The organism is Pseudomonas sp. S3_A03 (assembly GCF_054668275.1).
Genome location: NZ_CP162753.1, coordinates 964789 through 984925 on the forward strand (window position 1 = coordinate 964789; position 20137 = coordinate 984925).

The window sequence follows — 20137 nt, forward strand, 5'->3', positions numbered from 1 at the left end:
TGTTCATTCGTTACGAAGCGAAAATACGATTATTTCATATGACCAGTAAATATTTCCGCTTTGATCGATAGAGTAGGCAGCCACGTCGAAATCGCTCCAGCTTTCGAATTCTAGTTTTAGGTATTTGTCCAGTGATTTCCATTGCTCTGAATAATGAATGAGTGGGAATGTATGCCGCTCAACTAGTTTGTAAGTTAATGGAGGTTGGTTGTTGTAATTCCGGTCGTACCTGTTTAGCACGTCACGTATTCCCACCAGTGAATTCAACCCGACAACTGCCATGCCTGTTGCGTCAAGATAGTTTGGGAGCTGTTCAAGAAAACGACCGAGGACCTCCTCCCCGTAAAACATGGCGCGTATAGGCAGTTGGTCTTCATGATTTTGTCTTTCCAATCGCTTAGTCAATGCGTGAGAGGGGGTTCGCCAGCCAGGAGGGTTGAAGACAATAGTTTGGAATTTTCTTTCGGGAAGACCGTCGAATAAATCGCTTACGAGGAAAGAAATAGCGTGCTGTTTAAAGTTGATGCTTTCGTTGATCTTTGCCTGTGTAATAGACTTTTCGCAGACGTCGGTAGCGGTAATGTCTTTGCCACCAAGCTTGCGTAACAATAGAGCGTGGACGCCACTTCCTGTGCCAATATCCAAAAAGCTACGGTTGTAGGCGCTTGAATTTGACGTTAACAGTTGTACCAAGTGGTTGCCAAACCTTATGCCTGCAAGACTAACTTCGAATACGCCGGGCGCGTGAGCCAGGCTCACGCTTTGACCGAGGCCAAAATAAATCTTATATGTATCCTCACGACGGTTTTGGTAGTCATTTTTGGAGAGAAGCCGGCCAGCAATGCCGTGGTCAATTAATCCACGCATGTCTACGTTCTCCTTCCCAGCTCTCTTGAGCGCGCGCAGGAGCGTTTAAGCCCATCAATAATGATTGCTTGCATCTGTTGGCTTTTAAAATACCTTATCGCTTGTTCTGTTGTCCCGTTGGGCGTCATGACTTTTTCACATAGCTGGGTTGGCGACTCCTGAAAGGTATCAAGAAGCGCTAGGGACCCTCGCAGTAGTTGAACTACCATGGCGCCGGCGTCAGCCTTATCGAAACCCGCTAACAAAGCGTATTCAATAAGAGCCTGTGCAAAATAAGAAACATATGCCGGACCGCCGCCTACCAGCGCTGTGGCGTCATCAATGAGGGACTCCTCTTGCACGATGAGTAAACTGCCGAGCTTCGAAAACAATTCGTTGACCAGGCGCCTGTTTTTCTGTGTTGCATGTGGTGCATACATCAATACACACATTCCCTGGTTGACTGCGCAAGGCAGATTTGGAATTGAACGACATACTTGTGAGGTCTTTAGGCGACCTGTTAGTTCGGCTAGGTTAATTCCGGCCATAACCGAAATTATTATATCGGCATGCTGTTTAATCTGTGCAATACTTTCCAATAGCGTTGCAAAAGATTGGGGTGGGATAGCTAGGATCATAGTCTTTGAGGTTGTATGTTGCGGCAGTGTATTCATTACCTGAATGCCTGCAGCTTTCAGTTCTTTTTCATATGTGTGTTCGAGGTCAATAGCTGCTATCGAAAGCGTCGAGGAAGATTTCGTTAGGCCCATTGCGATTGCATAACCCATATGGCCTGCGCCAATAATTATAATATCTATCGCTTTCATAAGATGAGTGTCCTATTAGATAGAGGCGATTGCGTTAAGCCTCATATCAATTCGGAGATTTTTCAAATCAATCACGTCCTAAAAATGTGTAGTACATTTCTTTGGTGTTTTGGTTGTTTGCGTCTTGGCTTGTAGTGCTTGAATTATCCAAGGTGTTTGGGGCCTATTCCGACGCTTATTCGGAGTTGTCTGAAGGACGTTATCCTCACGTGCACTTCTTCATTAAGCATCCTGTCTGGGCGCGGTTGTTTAATCGCTGTGGAAGCGTCCGCCTTTTTTTTCCATGCTATACCCGCCACCCCCGATTCATGCGATCTTCACGCCATTCGCCCTGGAGTCGCCTGGATGCCCTCATTTATCTCTGATCACCCGATGCTGTGCGCCCTGGCGTTGATCCTCATCGACATCGCTGTGTGGCGCTTGATTTCGGTCAGGCTCGCCAATTGGAAACTCGTCGCACGCCTGGTCATTTTTGCGGTGTTCAGCGCTGTACTGTTCAACGACGGCATGAACCCCATGCTGGTCCCGCCGTATGCCGACAACACCGCCTTGCATATGGCGGCCACGGCCTTGCAGATCGGCTGGTGGCTGTTCGCGGCGCGTACGCTCACGGTGTTGCTCGGTGCGCTGATGGTGCAGCGGGTCGGGCATACCGGGCGGTTGTTGCAGGACCTGATCGGCGCGGTGATTTTTCTGATTGCGATCATCGCCGCGCTGGCCTACGTACTCGACCTGCCGGTCAAAGGCGTGCTGGCCACGTCCGGGGCGGTGGCGATCATTGTGGGCCTGGCGTTGCAAAGCACCTTGAGCGATGTGTTCTCCGGGATCGTGCTCAACACCACCAAGCCTTATCAGCTGGATGACTGGATTTCCATCGATGGTACTGAAGGCCGGGTCACGGATATCGACTGGCGCGCCACGCGCTTGCAGACCTCGCAGGGCAGCATGGCGGTGATCCCCAACTCCCTGGCGGCCAAGGCCAAGATCATCAACTTTTCGCGCCCGGCGGATATGTTCGGCCTGGCCGTCAGTTTGCAGGTCAGCCCCCACGCGCGCCCGCAAACCGTGATCGAAGCATTGGAGCGCGCGATGCAGGGCTGCCGACCGTTGCTGGCCAAACCGGCGCCGAGCGTGGCATTCAAGACCTCGGCCAGTGGCGGAGTGGAGTATGAAATCAGTGGGTTCGTGCCCGCCATGCCCCTCAAGCGCGAGGTGCGCAACCAACTCTATGACCTGGCCTTCCGGCATTTGCAGGCGGCGGGCGTGAGCCTGTTGTCGGCGGTCGAAAGCGCCACGCCGGTAGCGACTTCACGGCCACGGGCGCTGCTGGACAGTTCGTCGATTTTCTCCACGTTGCGCCAAGAAGAAAAGGAAACCTTCAGCCAGAACATGACCCTGCATGCCTACCGCGCCGGCGAGATGATCCTGCCGGCGGGCGAGGTGAGCGACCACTTGTTTATCGTCGAGTCCGGCGTGGTCTCGGTGATGCTGATCAAGGGCGGGCACGCGTTCGAGGCCGGGCGCATGGGCCCGGGCGAGGTGATTGGCGAGGCGGGTATTTTGACGGAGCAGGCGGCCCTGGCGGACTTTACCGCCAAGACCTTCTGCACGTTGTACCGCATCGAAAAGGAATACCTGACCCCGTGCCTGGACGCGCGCAAAGACATCGCCGACGCGATGAAAACCCTGCTGGATTTCCGCCTGCACGCCGCGCAGGCCCTGACCCAGGAGTCGCCGGTGGTGCCGGTGAAGAAGGGCTTTATGCAATGGCTGCGCAAGCGCGGTCTCTGAGCACTGAAGGTTTGGAGCTTGATCCGACTCACCGACTACATCGCCAACGTTGCCCAAACCCCGCTGATCATCGGCGCCCATTGTTTTATTGCCGGCGGCTCACTGCTGCGTGGCGGTTGCGGGGTGGATGCGCACTGCATTATCGGTCCGGGCGCCGAGTTGAAAACCAGCTTTTTGTTCAGTGGCAGCAAGCGGGCTCATTTCAATTTTGTGAAGGACGCTGAGACGACCTTATAAACGCAGCGTTGAAAAGACCATGGTGCAACGGCGCGATATTAAATAGAATGAATCTCATTTGAGACTCACTCGCGCCGCGCAGGTTGCTTGCCATGAATGATGCTGTTGCCCCGACGCACGCCCCTGAACCGACGCTATCGAGCCTGTACCGTGACCACCGCAGTTGGCTGGAAAGCTGGCTACGCAGGCGCCTGGGCAACGCCTGGGACGCGGCGGACCTGAGCCAGGATACGTTCCTGCGCGTGTTGGCCAGTGCCCAGCCGCTGGCGCAGTTGCACGAACCCCGCGCTTACCTGGTGACAGTGGGCAAGCGTCTGCTGGTGAATTTTCATCAGCGCCGCAGCCTGGAACAGGCCTACGTGAACGCGCTGGCCAATTTGCCTGAAGCCTGCGTGCCATCGCCCGAACAGCGCTGGCTGGTGCTGGAAACCCTGCAAGCCCTGGACGAATTGCTCGATGGCTTGCCGGTGCTGGTACGCCGTGCGTTTTTGTGGAGCCAGTTGGAAGGCCTGGGGTACCGCGAGATTGCCGAGCGCCTGCAGGTTTCCGAACGCACGGTAAAACGCTACATGGCCCAAGCCTACGAACACTGCCTGCTGGTGGACCTGTGAGCCGCGAGGTGGCGCGTGCCGCCGCTCAGTGGCTGGCGCTGCTGGAATCCGGTGCCGCCACCGAGCGTGACCACGCCGCGTTGCAGCATTGGCGCGACAGCCATCCCCAGCATGAGCACACCTGGCAGAAAGCCCAATCCCTGCGCCGACGTTTCAGCGATTTGCCTCAAGCCTTGGCCATGGCCAGCCTCGATCGCCCGCAACCCGGTCGCCGCGCGGTGCTCAAACGCGCCCTGGGTGTGGCGGCGTTGCTGCCGGCCGCCTGGTTGATCAGCCGTCAGTTGCCCGTCGACACCTGGCGCGCCGACCTGCACACCGCCACCGGCGAACGCAAACGCCTGCCGCTGGCCGACGGTGCCAGCCTGCAACTCAACACCGCTACGGCGGCTGACGTAGACGTGGCGCAGCGGCGTATCAGGTTGGTCGATGGCGAACTGGCGTTGAATGTACCCGGCATGGCGCCGATGACGCTGCAAACCCGCTATGGCGAGTTGCTGGTCAGCCAGGCTGAAGTCTGTGTGCGCCAACTGGCCGCCGGCTGTCGGGTGTCGGTGCTCAAGGGCGCGGTGCAAGTGCGGGATTTGAACGGCAACAGCACGACCTTGCAGGCAGGGCGGCAAGCGCCGTTAAAGGCCAGTGGGCTCGGCTCCTCGGCGCCATTTGATGTACTGCAACTCGGTTGGCGCGATGGTGTGCTGAGCGCTCAGAACCAAACGCTCGGCGACTTTTTGCGCGAACTGGAGCGCTATCGTCCCGGCGTGTTGCGCTGGGAGCCGGGCCTTGAAACCTTGCGGGTAACCGGCAGTTTCCGCCTGGACGACACCGACCGCATCCTCAGCCTGCTGGCCTCGACACTGGGCCTGGAGGTGCAAGCGCGGACGCGGTATTGGGTGAGCTTGCGCAAAAAATTGGCGTGATACCTGTTGGGTGGCGAGGACGGCAGCGGCTTGATCGGTTGTCATGCATATATCTAAAATGAATAAATAAAGAGTTATATATTTCTTTTAATGTGTGTGCCGATGGCGCACTTTGGGGGCCTGCGCATTCGTGCGGATTGACCCAACAGCCAAAAGGAAAGCCGACATGACCATTAAAGCGATCAACGTGCGCAACCAGTTCAAGGGCGTGATCAAAGAGATTCTGCTGGGGGAAGTGGTGTCGGAAATCGACGTGCAAACCGCGTCCGGCATCGTGACGTCGGTGATCACCACCCGTTCGGTGCGTGACTTGGAATTGAAAGTGGGCAGTGAAGTGATCGCCTTCGTGAAGTCGACCGAAGTGTCTATCGCCAAGTTGTAGGCGCAGGCCCCCGCGTACCGGCGGGGGCTGTTCTTGGGGCGTGCTTTAGCGGTTTTGCAAGCTGCGCTCCAAGCGCTGCAAGCCTTCTTCCAGCATCGCCCGCGGGCAGCCGAAGTTCAGGCGCACGAACTGTTGGCTGTCATCGCCGAACTCAATTCCCGCACTCAAGCCGACCTTGGCCCGGTCCAGAAAGAACTGCTGCGGGTCTTCCAGGCCCAGGGCCGTGCAATCGAGCCAGGCCAGGAAGGTACCTTGCGGCGCATGCATCACCACACCGGGCAGGCGAGTGTTCACGGCATCGAGCAGGTAGTCGCGGTTGGCTTGCAGGTAGTGCTTGAGCGCTTCAAGCCATTCGCCGCACTGGCTGTAGGCGGCGCGGGTGGCTTCCAGGCCCAGTGGGCTGACGCTGTCGACCATGCCGCAACGCGCGTTGTTGAAACGCTCGCGGATCTCGGCGTTCTGGATCACGGCAAAACAGGTTTTCAAGCCAGCCACGTTGTAGGCCTTGCTCGCCGACATCAGCGTGATGGTGCGCTGCGCGATCTCTGGGCCGAGGCTGGCGGTAGGGATGTGGCGGCGGCCATCGAAGCACAGTTCGGCATGGATTTCGTCACTGATGATCAGCGCGCCTTGCTCCAGGCACGCGTTGGCGAGCGCCAGCAGTTCTTCACGCGGGAACACTTTGCCTATCGGGTTGTGCGGATTGCTCAGCAGCAGGGCGCCGGCGCCATTCAGCGCTTCGTTCATGGTGGACATCGGCGTGACATAGTCGTCGTCGACCAATTGAAACGGCACTTCAATACGCGGCAAATTCCAGTGCCCGGGCGCCAGGCGAATCGGGCGATAGTTCGGGGTTTGCAGCACCACCGGCTGGCCAGGCGCTACAAACGCGTGCAGCGCCATGTTGAACCCCGGTTCGACGCCGGGCAAAAACAGCAGTTCTTCAGGCAGCACGCGCCAGGCGTACTTGGCCCACAGGTCGGCCACGATGGCGTCGCGTACCTCCGGGCCGGCCACGCTGTAGCCGAGGATCTGCTGGTCCAGGCGCGCATGCAGAGCTTGCAGCACGGCGGGCGGCGCGGCGATATCCATGTCGGCGATCCACATCGGCAATACATCGGCCGGGTAACGGTTCCACTTGGTGCTGCCGGTGCCGAGGCGTGGGTGGATCGTGTCGAAATCAAAGCTCATGGAGGCGCTCGTGTCTGGGAGGCGGCGGAAAGTGGCGCGAAATATAGCATGGGTGTTTTGATGGCCGTTCTGTGACCGACAAGTTCTGTAATAAAAACGCCATTGCGCTGGGGATTAAACCCGCCACGGGCTATTTTGGTGCATCTCAATAACCAGAGTAGCCATGGATGAAATACCAACCCTTCAGCCGTACCTTGATTGCCACCGCGCTGGTGTTGACGGTCAGTGGCGTGCACGCCGCGTCCCAGGCCCCGGTGGCCGGTGAAAATGGCATGGTGGTGACGGCCCAGCACCTGGCAACGCATGTGGGCGTGGATGTGCTCAAGGCGGGCGGCAACGCGGTGGATGCGGCGGTGGCCGTGGGCTACGCGCTGGCGGTGGTCTACCCGGCGGCGGGTAACCTGGGCGGCGGCGGCTTCATGACCGTGCAACTGGCGGATGGGCGCAAGACCTTCCTCGACTTCCGCGAAAAAGCGCCGCTGGCGGCTACCGCCAATATGTACCTGGACAAGGACGGCAACGTCATCGAAGGGCTCAGCGCCAAGGGCCACCTGGCCGTCGGCGTACCCGGCACGGTTTCCGGCATGGAGCTGGCCCTGAGCAAATACGGCACGCTCAAGCGCGCCCAGGTGATCGCCCCGGCGATCAAACTGGCGGAAAACGGCTTCGCCCTGGAGCAAGGGGATATCGACCTGTTGCACACCGCCACCGGCGAGTTCGAAAAAGACAAGGACCTGCGCGGTATCTTCCTGCACAACGGCCAACCGATGCAGGTGGGCCAGAAGCTGGTACAGAAAGACCTGGCCAAGACCCTCAAGGAAATCTCCGCCAAGGGCGCGGACGGCTTTTATAAAGGCTGGGTCGCCAAGGCGCTGGTGGATTCCAGCCAGGCCGGCAAGGGCATCATCACCCAGGCGGACCTGGATAAATACAAGACCCGCGAACTGGCGCCCATCGAATGCGACTACCGTGGCTACCACGTGGTCTCGGCGCCGCCTCCAAGCTCGGGCGGCGTAGTGATCTGCCAGATCATGAACATTCTCGAAGGCTACCCGATGGCCGACCTGGGCTATCACTCGGCCCAGGGCCTGCACTACCAGATCGAAGCGATGCGCCACGCCTACGTGGACCGCAACAGCTACCTCGGCGACCCGGACTTTGTGAAGAACCCGATCGAGCATCTGCTCGACAAAAACTATGCGACCAAGCTGCGCGACGCGATTGAGCCGCAAAAGGCCGGTGACTCCCAGGCGATCAAGCCGGGCGTGTCGCCCCATGAAGGCAACAACACCACCCATTACTCCATCGTCGACAAGTGGGGTAACGCGGTTTCCGTCACGTACACCTTGAACGACTGGTTCGGCGCGGGCGTGATGGCGAGCAAGACCGGCGTGATCCTCAACGATGAAATGGACGACTTTACCGTCAAGGTCGGCGTGCCGAACATGCATGGCCTGGTGCAGGGTGAAGCCAACGCCATCGCCCCAGGCAAGGCGCCGCTGTCGTCGATGAGCCCGACCATCGTTACCAAGGATGGCAAGGCCGTGATGGTCGTGGGCACGCCGGGCGGCAGCCGTATCATCACGGCGACCTTGCTGACGATCCTGAATGTCATTGACTACAAGATGAACATCCAGGAAGCGGTCGACGCGCCGCGTTTCCACCAACAGTGGATGCCGCAAACCACCAATCTGGAGACCTTCGCGGTCAGCCCGGACACGCAAAAGATCCTCGAAAGCTGGGGCCATCAGTTCGCGGGCCCGCAGGATGCCAACCACTTGGCGGCGATCCTGGTAGGCGCGCCATCCCTGGGGGGCAAACCGGTGGGTAACAACCGCTTCTACGGCGCGAATGACCCGCGTCGCAATACCGGGCTGTCGCTGGGTTACTAAGACGGAACATCGACCCACCTTCCAGGCTCTACCCAAAGAGCCCTGGAAGGAGCCCGTTCCATGAAAGCGCTTAAAATTGCCACCTTCAACATCAATGGTCTGCGGGCGCGCCTGCCCAACCTGCTGCAATGGCTGGCGCGCGAGCAGCCCGACATCGTCTGCCTGCAAGAACTCAAGGCACCGCAAAGCCTGTTCCCCTACACCGACTTCGAAAGCGCCGGCTACGGTGCGATTTGCCTGGGCCAGGCGGCGTGGAACGGTGTGGCGATCCTGGCGCGGGACGCCCAGCCGCTGGAAAGCCGACGTGGTTTGCCCGGCGATGACGACGACAACCAAAGCCGCTATATCGAGGCAGCCGTGCACGGCGTGTTGGTTGGCTGCCTGTATTTGCCCAACGGCAACCCGCAACCGGGGCCGAAATTCGACTACAAACTGGCCTGGTTCGAGCGCTTGATCGACTACGCGGGCGCGCTGCAAGCCAGCAAGCATCCCGTGCTGTTGGCGGGGGATTTCAATGTGGTGCCCACTGACCTGGACATCTACAACCCGCGCTCCTGGCTCAAGGATGCCTTGCTGCAACCCGAGAGCCGCGCCTGTTACCGGCGGCTGCTCGACCAAGGCTGGACCGACGCCCTGCGGCACCTGTATCCCGAGGAGCGTGTGTATACGTTCTGGGATTATTTCCGTCAGCACTGGCAGAAAAATTCCGGCCTGCGCATCGACCATCTGCTGCTCAACCCGGCACTCAAGCCGTACTTGAAAGACGCGGGCGTGGACGCCTGGGTGCGTAACGAGCCCCACGCCAGTGACCATGCGCCGACCTGGATTCAACTGGGCACGCGTAAAAAGCGCTGATGCCCGCGCCGATCAGCATCCGGCCTGCCGTCAGGCGGGTGAGGGCGTGGCGAGCAACTGCGTCACGGCGGCGAACGCCTGGGCACGCCGCGCGGCCCAATCCCCGCGAATCATCACTACGGGCTGGCGATGCTGCTGCATCCAGTGCAGGCTGGCCTGGAAAAACGCGCGGCGGTCCGCCAGCTCCGGTTGGCAGCGTTGGCCGTCGGCGGTCCATTCGACATCTTCGGGCGAGAGCAGCAAGTGCAGGTCGTAGTGGCGCGCCAGCAACTCGTCATCGAGCCAGGCGGGGTAATCGCCGAACAAGGTCTGGCTCCAGAGCTTGTTGGTGAGCAGGTGAGTGTCGAGGATCAGCAGCCTCGGCTTTGCTGCGCGCGCGGCGTCTTCCCAGGCCAGTTGGCCGTGGGCGATAGCGGGAATATCCGCCAGGCAGGTGTCGCGTTGATGAACATCGATGAAATGCCGCACATATTCGCCGACCATCAAGCCGCCGAAATGCGCGTGCAGCTGCGCCGCCAACCAACTTTTACCGCTGGATTCGGGGCCGGCCAGCACCACTACCTTCATGGCTGCAACGCCGGGTCGGCTCGCCATTCACGCCAGCCTTGCACGGCGATCACAGTGAACAGCGCATAGAGCGCGGCGGTGAGATAGAGGCCTTTATAGAGGAACAGCCCGACGAAGATCACATCCACCGCAATCCACAACGGCCAGCATTGCACGCGCTTTTGCGCCATCCACATTTGGGCGACCAGGCTGAAGCCGGTGAGGGCGGCGTCCAGCCACGGTTGCGCGGCGTCGGTCCAGTGGGCCATGGCGGCGCCTAGCAACAGGCTGCCCACTGCGCCCACGGCCAGGCTGGCCATCACCGCAGGCACTCCCAGCCGGGTGACCTGGCGGCCGTGCTTGACTTCGCCGGCGCGGGTCCATTGCCACCAGCCATACACCTGCAGCGCCGCATAGACCACTTGCAGCAGCATGTCGGAATAGAGTTTCACGTCGTAGAACACCCAGGTATAGAGCAGCACCATCACCAGGCCGATGGGCCAGCACCACGGGTTTTGCTTGACCGTCAGCCAGACAGCGATCACCCCCAGGGCGGCGGCGATCAGTTCAAGCCCGGACATGGCGGATCCTTGGGGGAGTGGGAGAGGGCGGTGATTGTAACCAGAGGTAAGCAATCTTCAAAACACTGAAGGGCAAATGTGGGAGCAAGCCCCCTCCCACATCTTGATATGTACGTCAGACCTTGAATTGGCGGAGCAGGCCGTCGAGTTGGTCGCTCAAACCGCGCAACTGGGTACTGGCCAGGCTCGACTGCTCTGCGGCTATCGCCGTGCTGTGAGACAAGCCCGCAGCCTCGGTAACGTTCTGGTTGATGTCTTCCACCACGTGCGCTTGTTGCAGGGTAGCGCTGGCAATCGAGGCGTTCAGGCCGTTGAGGTTGCGCAGGGCCTGGCCGATGGCCGTGAGGCTGGCGCCGGCCTGGCCTGCTTGCTCGATGGTGAGTTGCGAGGCGCTGTGGCTGTCGCTGATCACCTTGACCGCCGCTTCCGAGTGGCCTTGCAGGCGCTCGATCATCACCTGGATTTCGGCGGTGGATTTTTGCGTGCGCTGGGCAAGCAGGCGCACTTCGTCGGCCACCACGGCGAACCCGCGACCTTGCTCGCCGGCACGTGCCGCTTCGATGGCGGCGTTCAGGGCCAGCAGGTTGGTTTGGTCGGCGATGGAGCGGATCACTTCCAGCACGCCACCGATCTGTGTGCTTTCGCTGGACAGGGTGCGGATCACTTCAACGGCCTGGCTGATGGTATGGGACAGCTGATCGATCTGCTGCAGGCTGCCGTCGATATTGACCTGGCCTTGTTGGGCCTGTGCTTCGGCTTCGCGCATTTCGCTGGCGGCATGTTCGGCGTTCTTGGCCACGTCCTGCACGCCGTAGGTGACTTCATTGATGGCGGTGGCCACCAGTTCCATCTGCTGCGACTGCTGTTGGCTGCGGTCATGGGCCTGGCTGGCGTTATTGCCCATCTCCGTGGACGATTGCCCAAGGGCGTTGGCGCACGACTGCAACTGGCTCACCACCTGGCGCAGCTTCGCGGTAAAGCTGTTGAAGTGCTGGGACAGTTGGGTGACTTCGTCGCGGCCGTGGGTGTCGAGGCTGCGGGTCAGATCGCTTTCGCCGCTGGCAATATTGCCCATGGCGTTCACTGCGGCCTGCAACGGTTGCACGATGCTGCGGGCAATCAACGCCACCAGCAAACCCATCAGCAGCGCGATGCCCAGCACAATGAACGACGCTTTCCACACTTGGGCGCTGAACTCGGCTTGCACATCGTCCACGTATACGCCGGAGCCGATGATCCAGCCCCAGGGTTCAAACAGTTGGATATACGAGGTCTTGGCCACCGGCGCTTCGGAGCCGGGCTTGGGCCAGCGGTAGTTGACGATGCCGGCGCCCTTGGCCTTGGCCAGGCTGACGAACTCGTTGAAGATCGCAAAGCCGTCCGGATCGCGGATAGCCGAAAGGTTCTGGCCGTCGAGCTTGGGGTTGGTCGGGTGCATGATCATCACGGGCGTGAGGTCGTTGATCCAGAAATAATCATCATGGCTATAACGCAACCCACGCACTGCGCTCAGGGCTTGTTTTTGCGCGGCTTCGCGGGTCATCACGCCGGTGGTTTCGAGGCTGTGATAAAACGTCAGTATCCCGCTGGCGGTCTGGACCACGTGCTGGGTCTGTTGGCTTTTGGCCTGGTAAAGATCGTCATGAATCTGCTTGAGCATCAGCAAACCCAAGGCCAGCAGCATCAGCACGGCGACTATCAGGATCAGCCAAAGGCGGCGGCTGATCGACATATTGCGCAAACTGTTCATCGTCCTGTCACTCCGGGCTTTTTATAATTGTGGGCGTCGCATCGACTTTTACGCCTTGTCTGATAGGCTTTCGGCCTGAAGTCGCAAAACCTGAGTACTGTCTGATTTTTCACGAAATTTTGCAGGCCGGCATTGATCGCCATCAACGCCGGGCCTTTCGCGCGCTCGGTCAGTGAACCATTAAAAAAGATTGATAAGGCATGCCACCGCGCATGACCTTTGGGGGAAGCATGGATTTTTGGACCGCCATTCAGGCATTGATTCTTGGCGTAGTAGAGGGGCTTACAGAGTTCCTGCCGATTTCCAGCACCGGTCACCAGATCATCGTCGCCGATTTGCTCGACTTCGGCGGCGAACGCGCGATGGCGTTCAATATCATCATCCAGCTCGGCGCCATCCTGGCGGTGGTCTGGGAGTTCCGTCGCAAGATTCTGGATGTGGTCACCGGCTTGCCCACCCAGCGCAACGCCCAGCGTTTCACACTCAACCTGTTGATCGCGTTTTTGCCCGCCGTGGTGCTGGGGGTGATTTTCGCCGACCTGATCCACCATTACCTGTTCAACCCGATCACCGTGGCCACGGCGCTGGTGGTGGGCGGCATCATCATGTTGTGGGCCGAGCGCCGCGAGCATGAGGTGCACGCCGAGAGTGTCGACGACATCACCTGGAAAGACGCACTCAAGGTCGGCTTCGCCCAGTGCCTGGCGATGATCCCGGGTACGTCCCGCTCCGGCTCCACCATCATCGGCGGCCTGTTGTTCGGCCTGTCGCGCAAGACCGCCACCGAGTTCTCATTCTTCCTGGCCATGCCCACCATGGTCGGTGCGGCGGTGTACTCGGGCTATAAGTACCGCGACCTGTTCCAACCGGCGGACCTGCCGGTGTTCGCCATCGGTTTTGTGACCTCGTTCATCTTTGCGATGATCGCGGTCAAGGGGCTGCTCAAGTTCATCGCCAGCCATAGCTATGCGGCGTTTGCCTGGTACCGCATCGGGTTTGGCCTGTTGATCCTGGCGACCTGGCAGTTCGGCTGGATCGACTGGGCAGCGGCCAAGGCATGAGCATCCAGCATCCGCGCTTGAAGGCGGCGATCTTTGCGCTGTTGTGCGCGGCGCCGCTGCTGGGCTCGATAGGGGTGTGGCGGCGCGGTGAAACCGTGATCCCGCTGGCGGCCTACGGCCTGGTCAGTGTGGTCGCGTTTTTGCTGTACTGGAGCGATAAGCGCAAGGCGCGCACCGACAGTTGGCGCACCCCGGAAAACATCCTGCATGCGGTGGAACTGGCAGGCGGTTGGCCAGGCGCGTTGATTGCCCAGCAGGTGTTGCGCCACAAGACGCGCAAAGTGTCTTACCAGGTGCTGTTCTGGGTGATCGTGCTGCTGCATCAAGTATTCTGGCTGGACCAGTTGTTCCTGGGCGGCAGCTGGCTGTCAGTCCTCTAGCAGCAAGCCGATCTGCGTGCGCTTGGGCAGTTTGCTCACCACCAGTTGGTGGGAACGCCGCAACAAGCCGCGCAGCTCCTCGGCGCCGAGCGGGTAGGGCGTGTTCATGATCACCCACTGCGCACGCGCCAGGTACGGCGCGGGGTGGATGCCGGGGCGGTCCACGTGGCCCAGGAACAAGGCTTTATCGACCTTGAACGCCAGCGAGTCGCCGCGCAGGTTCTGTAACGCGAACATCTTGTTGCCGGCAATCGAAAACACCCGCACGCCACCCCATTTGTAGTCCTCCCGCGCGCCGGGCAGGCTCAGGCAGAACGTGGCGACGTGTTCTTCGGTCATCTTCATAGCAGGCGGTCTCCGCAGCTTTTAAAGCCTTCTTCCAGATAATCGATCCAAGCGCGAATGGCCGGCAGTACGCCACGTCGATGGGGGTACACCGCCTGTAGCCAGCCGCCGGGCAACGACCACTCGGGCAGCAGTTGCACCAAGCGACCGCTGGCCAGCTCTTCCTCGCAATACATCATCGGCAGCACGGTAAAGCCCAGGCCCATGATCGCGCTGGCCTTGCGTACGTTGAAGTCATCCACGCCCAACCGCGCTTCCATCACCAGGTCGTGCGGGTTGCCCCGAGGGTCGAGCATACGCTGGTGCACCATGCGGTCGGCCTCCAATGCGCCAAGTATCGGCAAGTGCTTGAGGTCGTCGAGGGTGCTGACCTGGCGGCCGTTTAGAAAGTTGGGGCTGGCAACCAGCACGGTCTGGGCCGGACGCAGGCGCTTGGTGACCAACAGCGGGTCCTCGTCGCCCAATTCGCGCACGCGCAGGGCCACGTCGATGCCTTCGGCCACCAGGTCGACACGGCGATTGACCAGGGTCATTTCCAATTGCACCTGGGGGTGGGCGGCGAGGAACCCGGCAACCACGTCGGGCATCATGTTTTGTGCCAAGCCCACCGGGCAAGTGACTCGCAACCGCCCGCGCGGCTCGCTGGACATACTCGCCACGGCCTCATCGGCCATCTCGGCTTCCAGCAGCATTGCCTGGCAGTGACGCAGGTAGCGCTCGCCAACGGCGGTCAGGGTCAACTGCCGGGTAGTGCGTTGCAGCAGGCGCGCGCCCAGGCGTTCTTCCAGCTCGGCAATGCGCCGCGACAGCCGTGACTTGGGAATGCCCAACAGCCGACCGGCGGCCGCGAAACCGCCGGCTTCGACAACTTTGGCGAAATAGTAGAGGTCGTTAAGGTCTTGCATGGTGGAGCCTATTGTCCTGTCAGTGGGACAAACTATCGCATTTCAGACGGCTTATCGAACATTGGTTTCATACGTAGTATCACCACCATCTGATCGCCACCGTCGATCCCATTCGGAGACCTACCATGAAACTGTTGCACATCGATTCCAGCATCCTCGGCGACAACTCGGCTTCCCGTCAGCTCAGCGCCGGCGTTGTCAAAGCCTGGCAGGCGGCCGAACCGGGTGTGGAAGTGACTTACCGCGACCTGGCCGACGACGCTATCAACCACTTTTCCGGCGCCACGCTGGGTGCATTGGGCACCGCCGCTGAGCTGCGCGATGCCGCGCAAAAGCACGAAGCCGAGCTGAGTGCCTCGTCGTTGGCGCAATTTCTTGCCGCCGACGCCATCGTGGTGGGCGCGCCGATGTACAACTTCACCATCCCGACTCAGCTCAAAGCCTGGATCGACCGCATCGCCGTGGCCGGCCAGACCTTCCACTACACCGAAGCCGGCCCGGAAGGCCTGTGCGGCAACAAAAAAGTCATCATCGTGTCTACCTCCGGTGGCATGCATGCCGGTCAAGCCACCGGTGCGGCCCACGAGGGCTACCTGAAACTGCTGTTCGGCTTCCTTGGCATCACCGATATCGAAATCGTGCGTGCCGAAGGCCTGGCCTACGGTGATGAAGTGCGCAGCAAGTCCATGAGCGACGCCAACGTACTGATCAACGAACAATTGTTTGCCGCCGCGTAAGGCTTGTGTAAATTTCGCTGTCCCCCGGTTTCAATCTGAAACCGGGCGCTTCAAACTCTGTATTCTGCTCGCCTGAACGCGACCGGAGTGCGGAGTTTTTTCGTTTGCCCGCGGTCTTTTTTTAATGTGGCCCAGGTTGTGCAAGCATGGGTTCGACACCCTGGGCTTTTCATTCGACATGTCGGTTCTCACGCAGCAAAGGTGGACATCCCCATGATGCGTCTTTGTGCTGTTATGGTTCTTTCCCTGCTAGGCAGCCTGATTTCAGTGCACGCCGCGCCCGCGCCGCACCCTCATTGGAGTGTGGGCTTTCATCGCATGACGTTTCTCGACCCGCTGGATTTGCAGCCAATGAAGGCCGTCGCGTTCTATCCCTCCACCGACACCGAGCACAGCACGCAGGTGGGCGCCTATCACGTCGCCGCCACGGAAGACTCCAAGATCGCCATCGGCCGTTTCCCGATGCTGATGCTGTCCCATGGCAACACCGGCACGCCACTGGCGTTGCATGACCTGGCCACCTCGCTGGCGCGCAAAGGGTTTGTGGTGGTGGCGGTGCTGCACCCCGGCGACAACTATAAAGATCACAGCCGCCTGGGGACGCTGAGCAACCTGTATGGGCGGCCGATCCAGATTTCCGAAGCCATCACCGCGACCCTGGCGGACCCGATGCTGTCCCCCTTCGTTGACGTCGACCAAGTGGGCGTTATCGGCTATTCCGCCGGCGGCGAGACGGCATTGATCCTGGCGGGTGCCAAGCCGGATTTCGATCGCCTGCGCCGCTATTGCCAGGAGCGCCCCGAAGACCGTGATGCCTGTACCACCAAAGGCGAGCTGGTGGTCGACCGGGATGACTTGCAGCCGCAGTCCGACCCACGTATCCACGCGCTGATGTTGATGGCACCCCTGAGCCTGATGTTTGGTCGGCACACCCTGGCCGACGTGCATGTGCCGGTGCTGCTCTACAGCGGTGACGGTGACAAGCTGGTGGCCGTGGACAAAAACGCTGCGGCCCTGGCGCGCAAACTGCCGCAGCCGCCGGATTTCAAACTGCTGGCCGGGGCAGGGCACTTCGTGTTCATGGCTCCGTGCGACAGCGACCAACTGGCGGCAATGCCGGCCATCTGCACGGATGCCGACGGCGTCGACCGCGAAGGCATTCACCGCGACCTGATTTCCGAGGCCGGACGCTTTTTCGCCCACACCCTCAGCGAACCTACCCGCGCCGGCCTGCAAACGGCTGATCAGTAAGCGCGCCGCTGAAGCAGCAAGGTCAAGCCCAATGCCGTGACCGACAGCAGCGCGGCGCAGAAGAAAATCCAGCCATAGCCAAGGTTCAGCGCTACAAAGCCCATCAACGGCCCGGCAATCGCCAGGGCCAGGTCGAAGAACACCGCGTAGGCGCTCAACCCGGCGCCACGGCTGCTGTTGGGCACCTGCTTGATGGCTTCCACGCCCAGCGCCGGGTACACCAGCGATAAACCGAAGCCGGTCAGCCCGGCACCGATCAACGCTACGCCGGTGGTAGGGGCCAGCCAGAGCAGCGTGAGGCCCAGGGTTTCGATGACCATGCAGGCAATCGCCGCGCGAAAGCCGCCAAAACGGCTGATCGCCGAGATAAACACCAGCCGCGACAGAATAAAGCACAGGCCAAACACCGTGAGGCAGTACGCCGCGCCGGTCCAGCCGCGATTGAGGTAATACAACGTGATAAAGGTGGTGAGGGTGCCGTAGCCGATGGACGCCAGGCACAAGCTGGCGCCAAACGGGGCGATACGCCCGAACACCGCCCAGAACGGCAGGCGTTCGCCGCGCACCACCGGCACCGATGGCTTGTTGCGGATCAGCACCAGGCCCAACGCCGCCAGCACGGTGAGTGCCAGCCCCAGGCTGTTGTAGCCGTACTCGGCGACCATCACCACGCCCAGCGGCGCACCAATGGCGATGGCGCCATAAGAGGCGATGCCGTTCCAGGAGATCGAACGCGCCGTATGCTCCGCGCCAACCTGGCCCATGCACCAACTGATGGTGCCCACGCCGATTAACCCTTGGGCCACGCCCAGCAACAGCCGGGCGACGATCAGAATGCCCAGGCTCAAGCCGGGAATGCCGTGCAGCAGCGTCGCGAAAAATGTCAGCACGCCACTGATCAGGATGCCGGCCAGTCCCAGCACAATCGCACGCTTGGTGCCGACGTTGTCCGACATCCGCCCGGCCATCGGGCGGCTGAGCAGGGTGGCCAGGTACTGCGAGCCGATAGTCAGCCCCGCTACCACCGCGCTGAAACCCAGTTGCTCATGTACATAGCCAGGGATCACCGCAATCGGCAGGCCGATGCAGATAAAGGCGATAAAGGTGTAGAAGACGATGGAGACGATCTGCAGGGTGATCGACAGGGAGGAGGGGGCGGCGTTGGGCATGGACATTCGTTCGCTGGCGGGCGGTGAGGGCCATGATGGCATAACCCGACTCTGACGCCACCGCAATATCAATGTGGGAGGGGCTTGCCCCTCCCACATGTGGGTCCTGCGTTGTGCTTGCCGCTGAGCGTTGTACTTAGAACACCACGCCCTGGCTGCGCAGGTAATCGTCATAGGTGCCGCTGAAGTCGATCACGCCATCGGCGCTTAGCTCGATGATGCGGGTGGCCAGGGACGACACGAACTCACGGTCGTGGCTGACGAAGATCAGCGTGCCCGGGTAGTTCTCCAACGCCAGGTTCAGTGCTTCGATGGACTCCATGTCCAAGTGGTTGGTCGGTTCGTCCATGATCAGCACGTTCGGCTTTTGCAGGATCAGCTTGCCGAACAACATGCGGCCTTGCTCACCACCGGAGATCACCTTGACCGACTTGAGGATCTCGTCGTTGGAGAACAGCATGCGGCCCAGCGTGCCACGGATCATTTGTTCGCCCTGGGTCCACTGGCCCATCCAGTCGAACAGGCTCATGTCGTCTTCGAAGTCGTGGGCGTGGTCCTGGGCGTAGTAGCCCAGCTCCGCGGCGTCGGTCCACTTGATGCTGCCCGCGTCCGGGGTCAGTTCGTTGACCAGGGTGCGCAGCAGGGTGGTCTTGCCGATACCGTTCGGGCCGATGATCGCCACGCGCTCGCCGGCTTCAACCTGGAAGCTGAAATCCTTGAACAGCGGCTTGCCGTCGAAACCTTTGGCCATCTTTTCGACCATGACCGCCTGGCGGTGCAGCTTTTTGTTCTGCTCGAAACGGATGAACGGGCTCACACGGCTCGACGGCTTGACTTCGGCCAGCTGGATCTTGTCGATCGCCTTGGCACGGGAAGTCGCCTGCTTGGCTTTCGAGGCGTTGGCCGAGAAGCGGCTGACGAACGATTGCAGCTCGGAGATCTGCGCCTTTTTCTTGGCGTTGTCCGACAGCAGTTGCTCGCGCGACTGGGTCGCCACGGTCATGTATTCGTCGTAGTTGCCCGGAAACAGGCGCAACTCGCCGTAGTCCAGGTCAGCCATGTGGGTGCACACGCTGTTCAGGAAGTGACGGTCGTGAGAGATGATGATCATCAGGCTGGAGCGCTGGGTCAGGATGTTTTCCAGCCAGCGGATGGTGTTGATGTCCAAGTGGTTGGTCGGTTCGTCGAGCAACAGCACTTCAGGGTCGGAAAACAGCGCCTGGGCCAGCAATACGCGCAGCTTCCAGCCAGGCGACACCTCGCTCATCGGGCCGAAGTGTTGTTCCAGGGGAATACCCAGGCCCAGCAGCAGCTCACCGGCGCGGGATTCGGCGGTGTAGCCGTCCATTTCGGCGAACTCGGTTTCCAGCTCGGCCACGGCCATGCCGTCGTCTTCGCTCATTTCGGGCAGCGAGTAGATACGGTCACGCTCGGCCTTGACCTTCCACAGCTCCTCGTGGCCCATGATCACGGTGTCGAGCACGGTGAATTCTTCGTAGGCGAACTGGTCCTGGCGCAGTTTACCCAAGCGCACGTTCGGCTCGAGCATGACCTGGCCACCGGACGGATCAAGGTCGCCACCGAGGATTTTCATGAAGGTCGACTTGCCGCAACCGTTGGCACCGATCAAACCATAACGGTTACCGGCGCCGAACTTGACCGAGACATTCTCGAAGAGCGGCTTGGCGCCGAACTGCATGGTGATGTTAGCTGTGGAGATCAATTACTTTACCTATCAATGGGTTGCGAGCATGGCGGCAAGCGCCGTCAGGCAGGCATCAACAGCGACATCAAGGCGCGAAACCCGGTCGCTGAGCAAAAAATGGGGGATGTGTGTGGAATTTGGCGCGCATTGTCGCATAT

Annotated in this window: 20 protein-coding genes and 1 pseudogene; 11 read left to right on the forward strand and 10 right to left on the reverse strand. The window is 60.3% G+C overall.

Going from position 1 to position 20137, the window contains the following annotated elements; translation table 11 throughout:
- Window positions 1-3 precede the first annotated feature (3 nt).
- Window positions 4-867 carry a methyltransferase gene (locus AB4O25_RS04130; protein ID WP_460150550.1) on the reverse strand — a complete coding sequence of 288 codons (864 nt, stop codon included), beginning with the start codon at window positions 865-867 and terminating at the stop codon, window positions 4-6.
- A gap of 2 nt (window positions 868-869) precedes the next feature.
- A complete protein-coding gene (gene proC / locus AB4O25_RS04135; protein ID WP_460150551.1) occupies window positions 870-1673 on the reverse strand; it encodes a pyrroline-5-carboxylate reductase in 804 nt (267 codons plus the stop codon).
- 345 nt (window positions 1674-2018) lie between these two features.
- Here proC and AB4O25_RS04140 point away from each other — a divergent pair, with 345 nt between their 5' ends.
- From AB4O25_RS04140 to AB4O25_RS04160, 5 genes and pseudogenes are all read left to right on the forward strand, one after another.
- A complete protein-coding gene (locus AB4O25_RS04140) occupies window positions 2019-3464 on the forward strand; it encodes a mechanosensitive ion channel family protein (RefSeq protein WP_116078907.1) in 1446 nt (481 codons plus the stop codon).
- Between the two features lie 60 nt (window positions 3465-3524).
- Window positions 3525-3686 (forward strand): annotated as a pseudogene (locus AB4O25_RS04145) (LpxA family transferase); the annotation flags it as partial.
- Between the two features lie 107 nt (window positions 3687-3793).
- A complete protein-coding gene (locus AB4O25_RS04150) occupies window positions 3794-4312 on the forward strand; it encodes a sigma-70 family RNA polymerase sigma factor (RefSeq protein ID WP_017528982.1) in 519 nt (172 codons plus the stop codon).
- On the forward strand, window positions 4309-5229 hold the full coding sequence (locus AB4O25_RS04155) for a FecR domain-containing protein (protein WP_116078905.1): 921 nt from the start codon (window positions 4309-4311) through the stop codon (window positions 5227-5229). Before AB4O25_RS04150 ends, AB4O25_RS04155 begins: the two co-directional genes overlap by 4 nt.
- Before the next feature lie 166 nt (window positions 5230-5395).
- On the forward strand, window positions 5396-5611 hold the full coding sequence (locus tag AB4O25_RS04160; RefSeq protein WP_003173733.1) for a TOBE domain-containing protein: 216 nt from the start codon (window positions 5396-5398) through the stop codon (window positions 5609-5611).
- A gap of 45 nt (window positions 5612-5656) precedes the next feature.
- On the opposite strand, the gene AB4O25_RS04165 is transcribed toward AB4O25_RS04160, so the two are convergent.
- Complete coding sequence (locus AB4O25_RS04165; RefSeq protein WP_116078904.1) at window positions 5657-6802, reverse strand: PatB family C-S lyase; 1146 nt, start codon at window positions 6800-6802, stop codon at window positions 5657-5659.
- Window positions 6803-6969: 167 nt separating this feature from the next.
- Here AB4O25_RS04165 and ggt point away from each other — a divergent pair, with 167 nt between their 5' ends.
- Together ggt and xth are read left to right on the forward strand one after the other, a co-directional pair.
- Entirely contained in the window at window positions 6970-8694 is a 1725-nt protein-coding gene (gene ggt, locus AB4O25_RS04170) for a gamma-glutamyltransferase (protein ID WP_460150552.1), read from the forward strand.
- A gap of 60 nt (window positions 8695-8754) precedes the next feature.
- Window positions 8755-9549 carry an exodeoxyribonuclease III gene (gene xth, locus AB4O25_RS04175; protein WP_017528986.1) on the forward strand — a complete coding sequence of 265 codons (795 nt, stop codon included), beginning with the start codon at window positions 8755-8757 and terminating at the stop codon, window positions 9547-9549.
- A gap of 30 nt (window positions 9550-9579) precedes the next feature.
- Here the strand turns inward: xth and AB4O25_RS04180 are convergent, their stop codons facing one another.
- The 3 genes from AB4O25_RS04180 to AB4O25_RS04190 form a co-directional block, all read right to left on the reverse strand.
- Window positions 9580-10116, reverse strand: coding sequence for an AAA family ATPase (locus tag AB4O25_RS04180; RefSeq protein ID WP_116078902.1), 537 nt, complete (start codon window positions 10114-10116; stop codon window positions 9580-9582).
- Window positions 10113-10676, reverse strand: a complete 564-nt coding sequence (pnuC, locus tag AB4O25_RS04185) for a nicotinamide riboside transporter PnuC (RefSeq protein ID WP_017528988.1) — start codon at window positions 10674-10676, stop codon at window positions 10113-10115. The genes AB4O25_RS04180 and pnuC overlap by 4 nt, the downstream gene beginning before the upstream one ends.
- A 115-nt stretch (window positions 10677-10791) precedes the next feature.
- Complete coding sequence (locus AB4O25_RS04190) at window positions 10792-12426, reverse strand: methyl-accepting chemotaxis protein (RefSeq protein WP_017528989.1); 1635 nt, start codon at window positions 12424-12426, stop codon at window positions 10792-10794.
- Window positions 12427-12656: 230 nt separating this feature from the next.
- On the opposite strand from AB4O25_RS04190, the gene AB4O25_RS04195 reads away from it, so the two are divergent.
- Both AB4O25_RS04195 and AB4O25_RS04200 read left to right on the forward strand, forming a co-directional pair.
- A complete protein-coding gene (locus AB4O25_RS04195; protein ID WP_017528990.1) occupies window positions 12657-13487 on the forward strand; it encodes an undecaprenyl-diphosphate phosphatase in 831 nt (276 codons plus the stop codon).
- A complete protein-coding gene (locus tag AB4O25_RS04200) occupies window positions 13484-13867 on the forward strand; it encodes a DUF1294 domain-containing protein (RefSeq protein WP_017528991.1) in 384 nt (127 codons plus the stop codon). The genes AB4O25_RS04195 and AB4O25_RS04200 overlap by 4 nt, the downstream gene beginning before the upstream one ends.
- Here AB4O25_RS04200 and AB4O25_RS04205 read toward each other — a convergent pair.
- On the reverse strand, window positions 13856-14212 hold the full coding sequence (locus tag AB4O25_RS04205; RefSeq protein WP_017528992.1) for an MmcQ/YjbR family DNA-binding protein: 357 nt from the start codon (window positions 14210-14212) through the stop codon (window positions 13856-13858). The genes AB4O25_RS04200 and AB4O25_RS04205 overlap by 12 nt on opposite strands.
- Complete coding sequence (locus tag AB4O25_RS04210) at window positions 14209-15117, reverse strand: LysR substrate-binding domain-containing protein (protein ID WP_017528993.1); 909 nt, start codon at window positions 15115-15117, stop codon at window positions 14209-14211. Before AB4O25_RS04210 ends, AB4O25_RS04205 begins: the two co-directional genes overlap by 4 nt.
- 125 nt (window positions 15118-15242) lie before the next feature.
- Between AB4O25_RS04210 and AB4O25_RS04215 the strand changes: the two genes are divergently transcribed.
- A complete protein-coding gene (locus AB4O25_RS04215) occupies window positions 15243-15854 on the forward strand; it encodes an FMN-dependent NADH-azoreductase (protein ID WP_017528994.1) in 612 nt (203 codons plus the stop codon).
- A gap of 213 nt (window positions 15855-16067) precedes the next feature.
- On the forward strand, window positions 16068-17105 hold the full coding sequence (locus tag AB4O25_RS04220; RefSeq protein WP_017528995.1) for an alpha/beta hydrolase family protein: 1038 nt from the start codon (window positions 16068-16070) through the stop codon (window positions 17103-17105).
- Here AB4O25_RS04220 and AB4O25_RS04225 read toward each other — a convergent pair.
- A complete protein-coding gene (locus tag AB4O25_RS04225; RefSeq protein ID WP_460060286.1) occupies window positions 17099-18274 on the reverse strand; it encodes an MFS transporter in 1176 nt (391 codons plus the stop codon). The genes AB4O25_RS04220 and AB4O25_RS04225 overlap by 7 nt on opposite strands.
- A gap of 136 nt (window positions 18275-18410) precedes the next feature.
- Window positions 18411-19997 (reverse strand): ABC-F family ATPase, encoded by a 1587-nt coding sequence (locus AB4O25_RS04230; RefSeq protein WP_026067350.1) that lies wholly within the window; start codon window positions 19995-19997, stop codon window positions 18411-18413.
- Window positions 19998-20137: the final 140 nt, after the last annotated feature.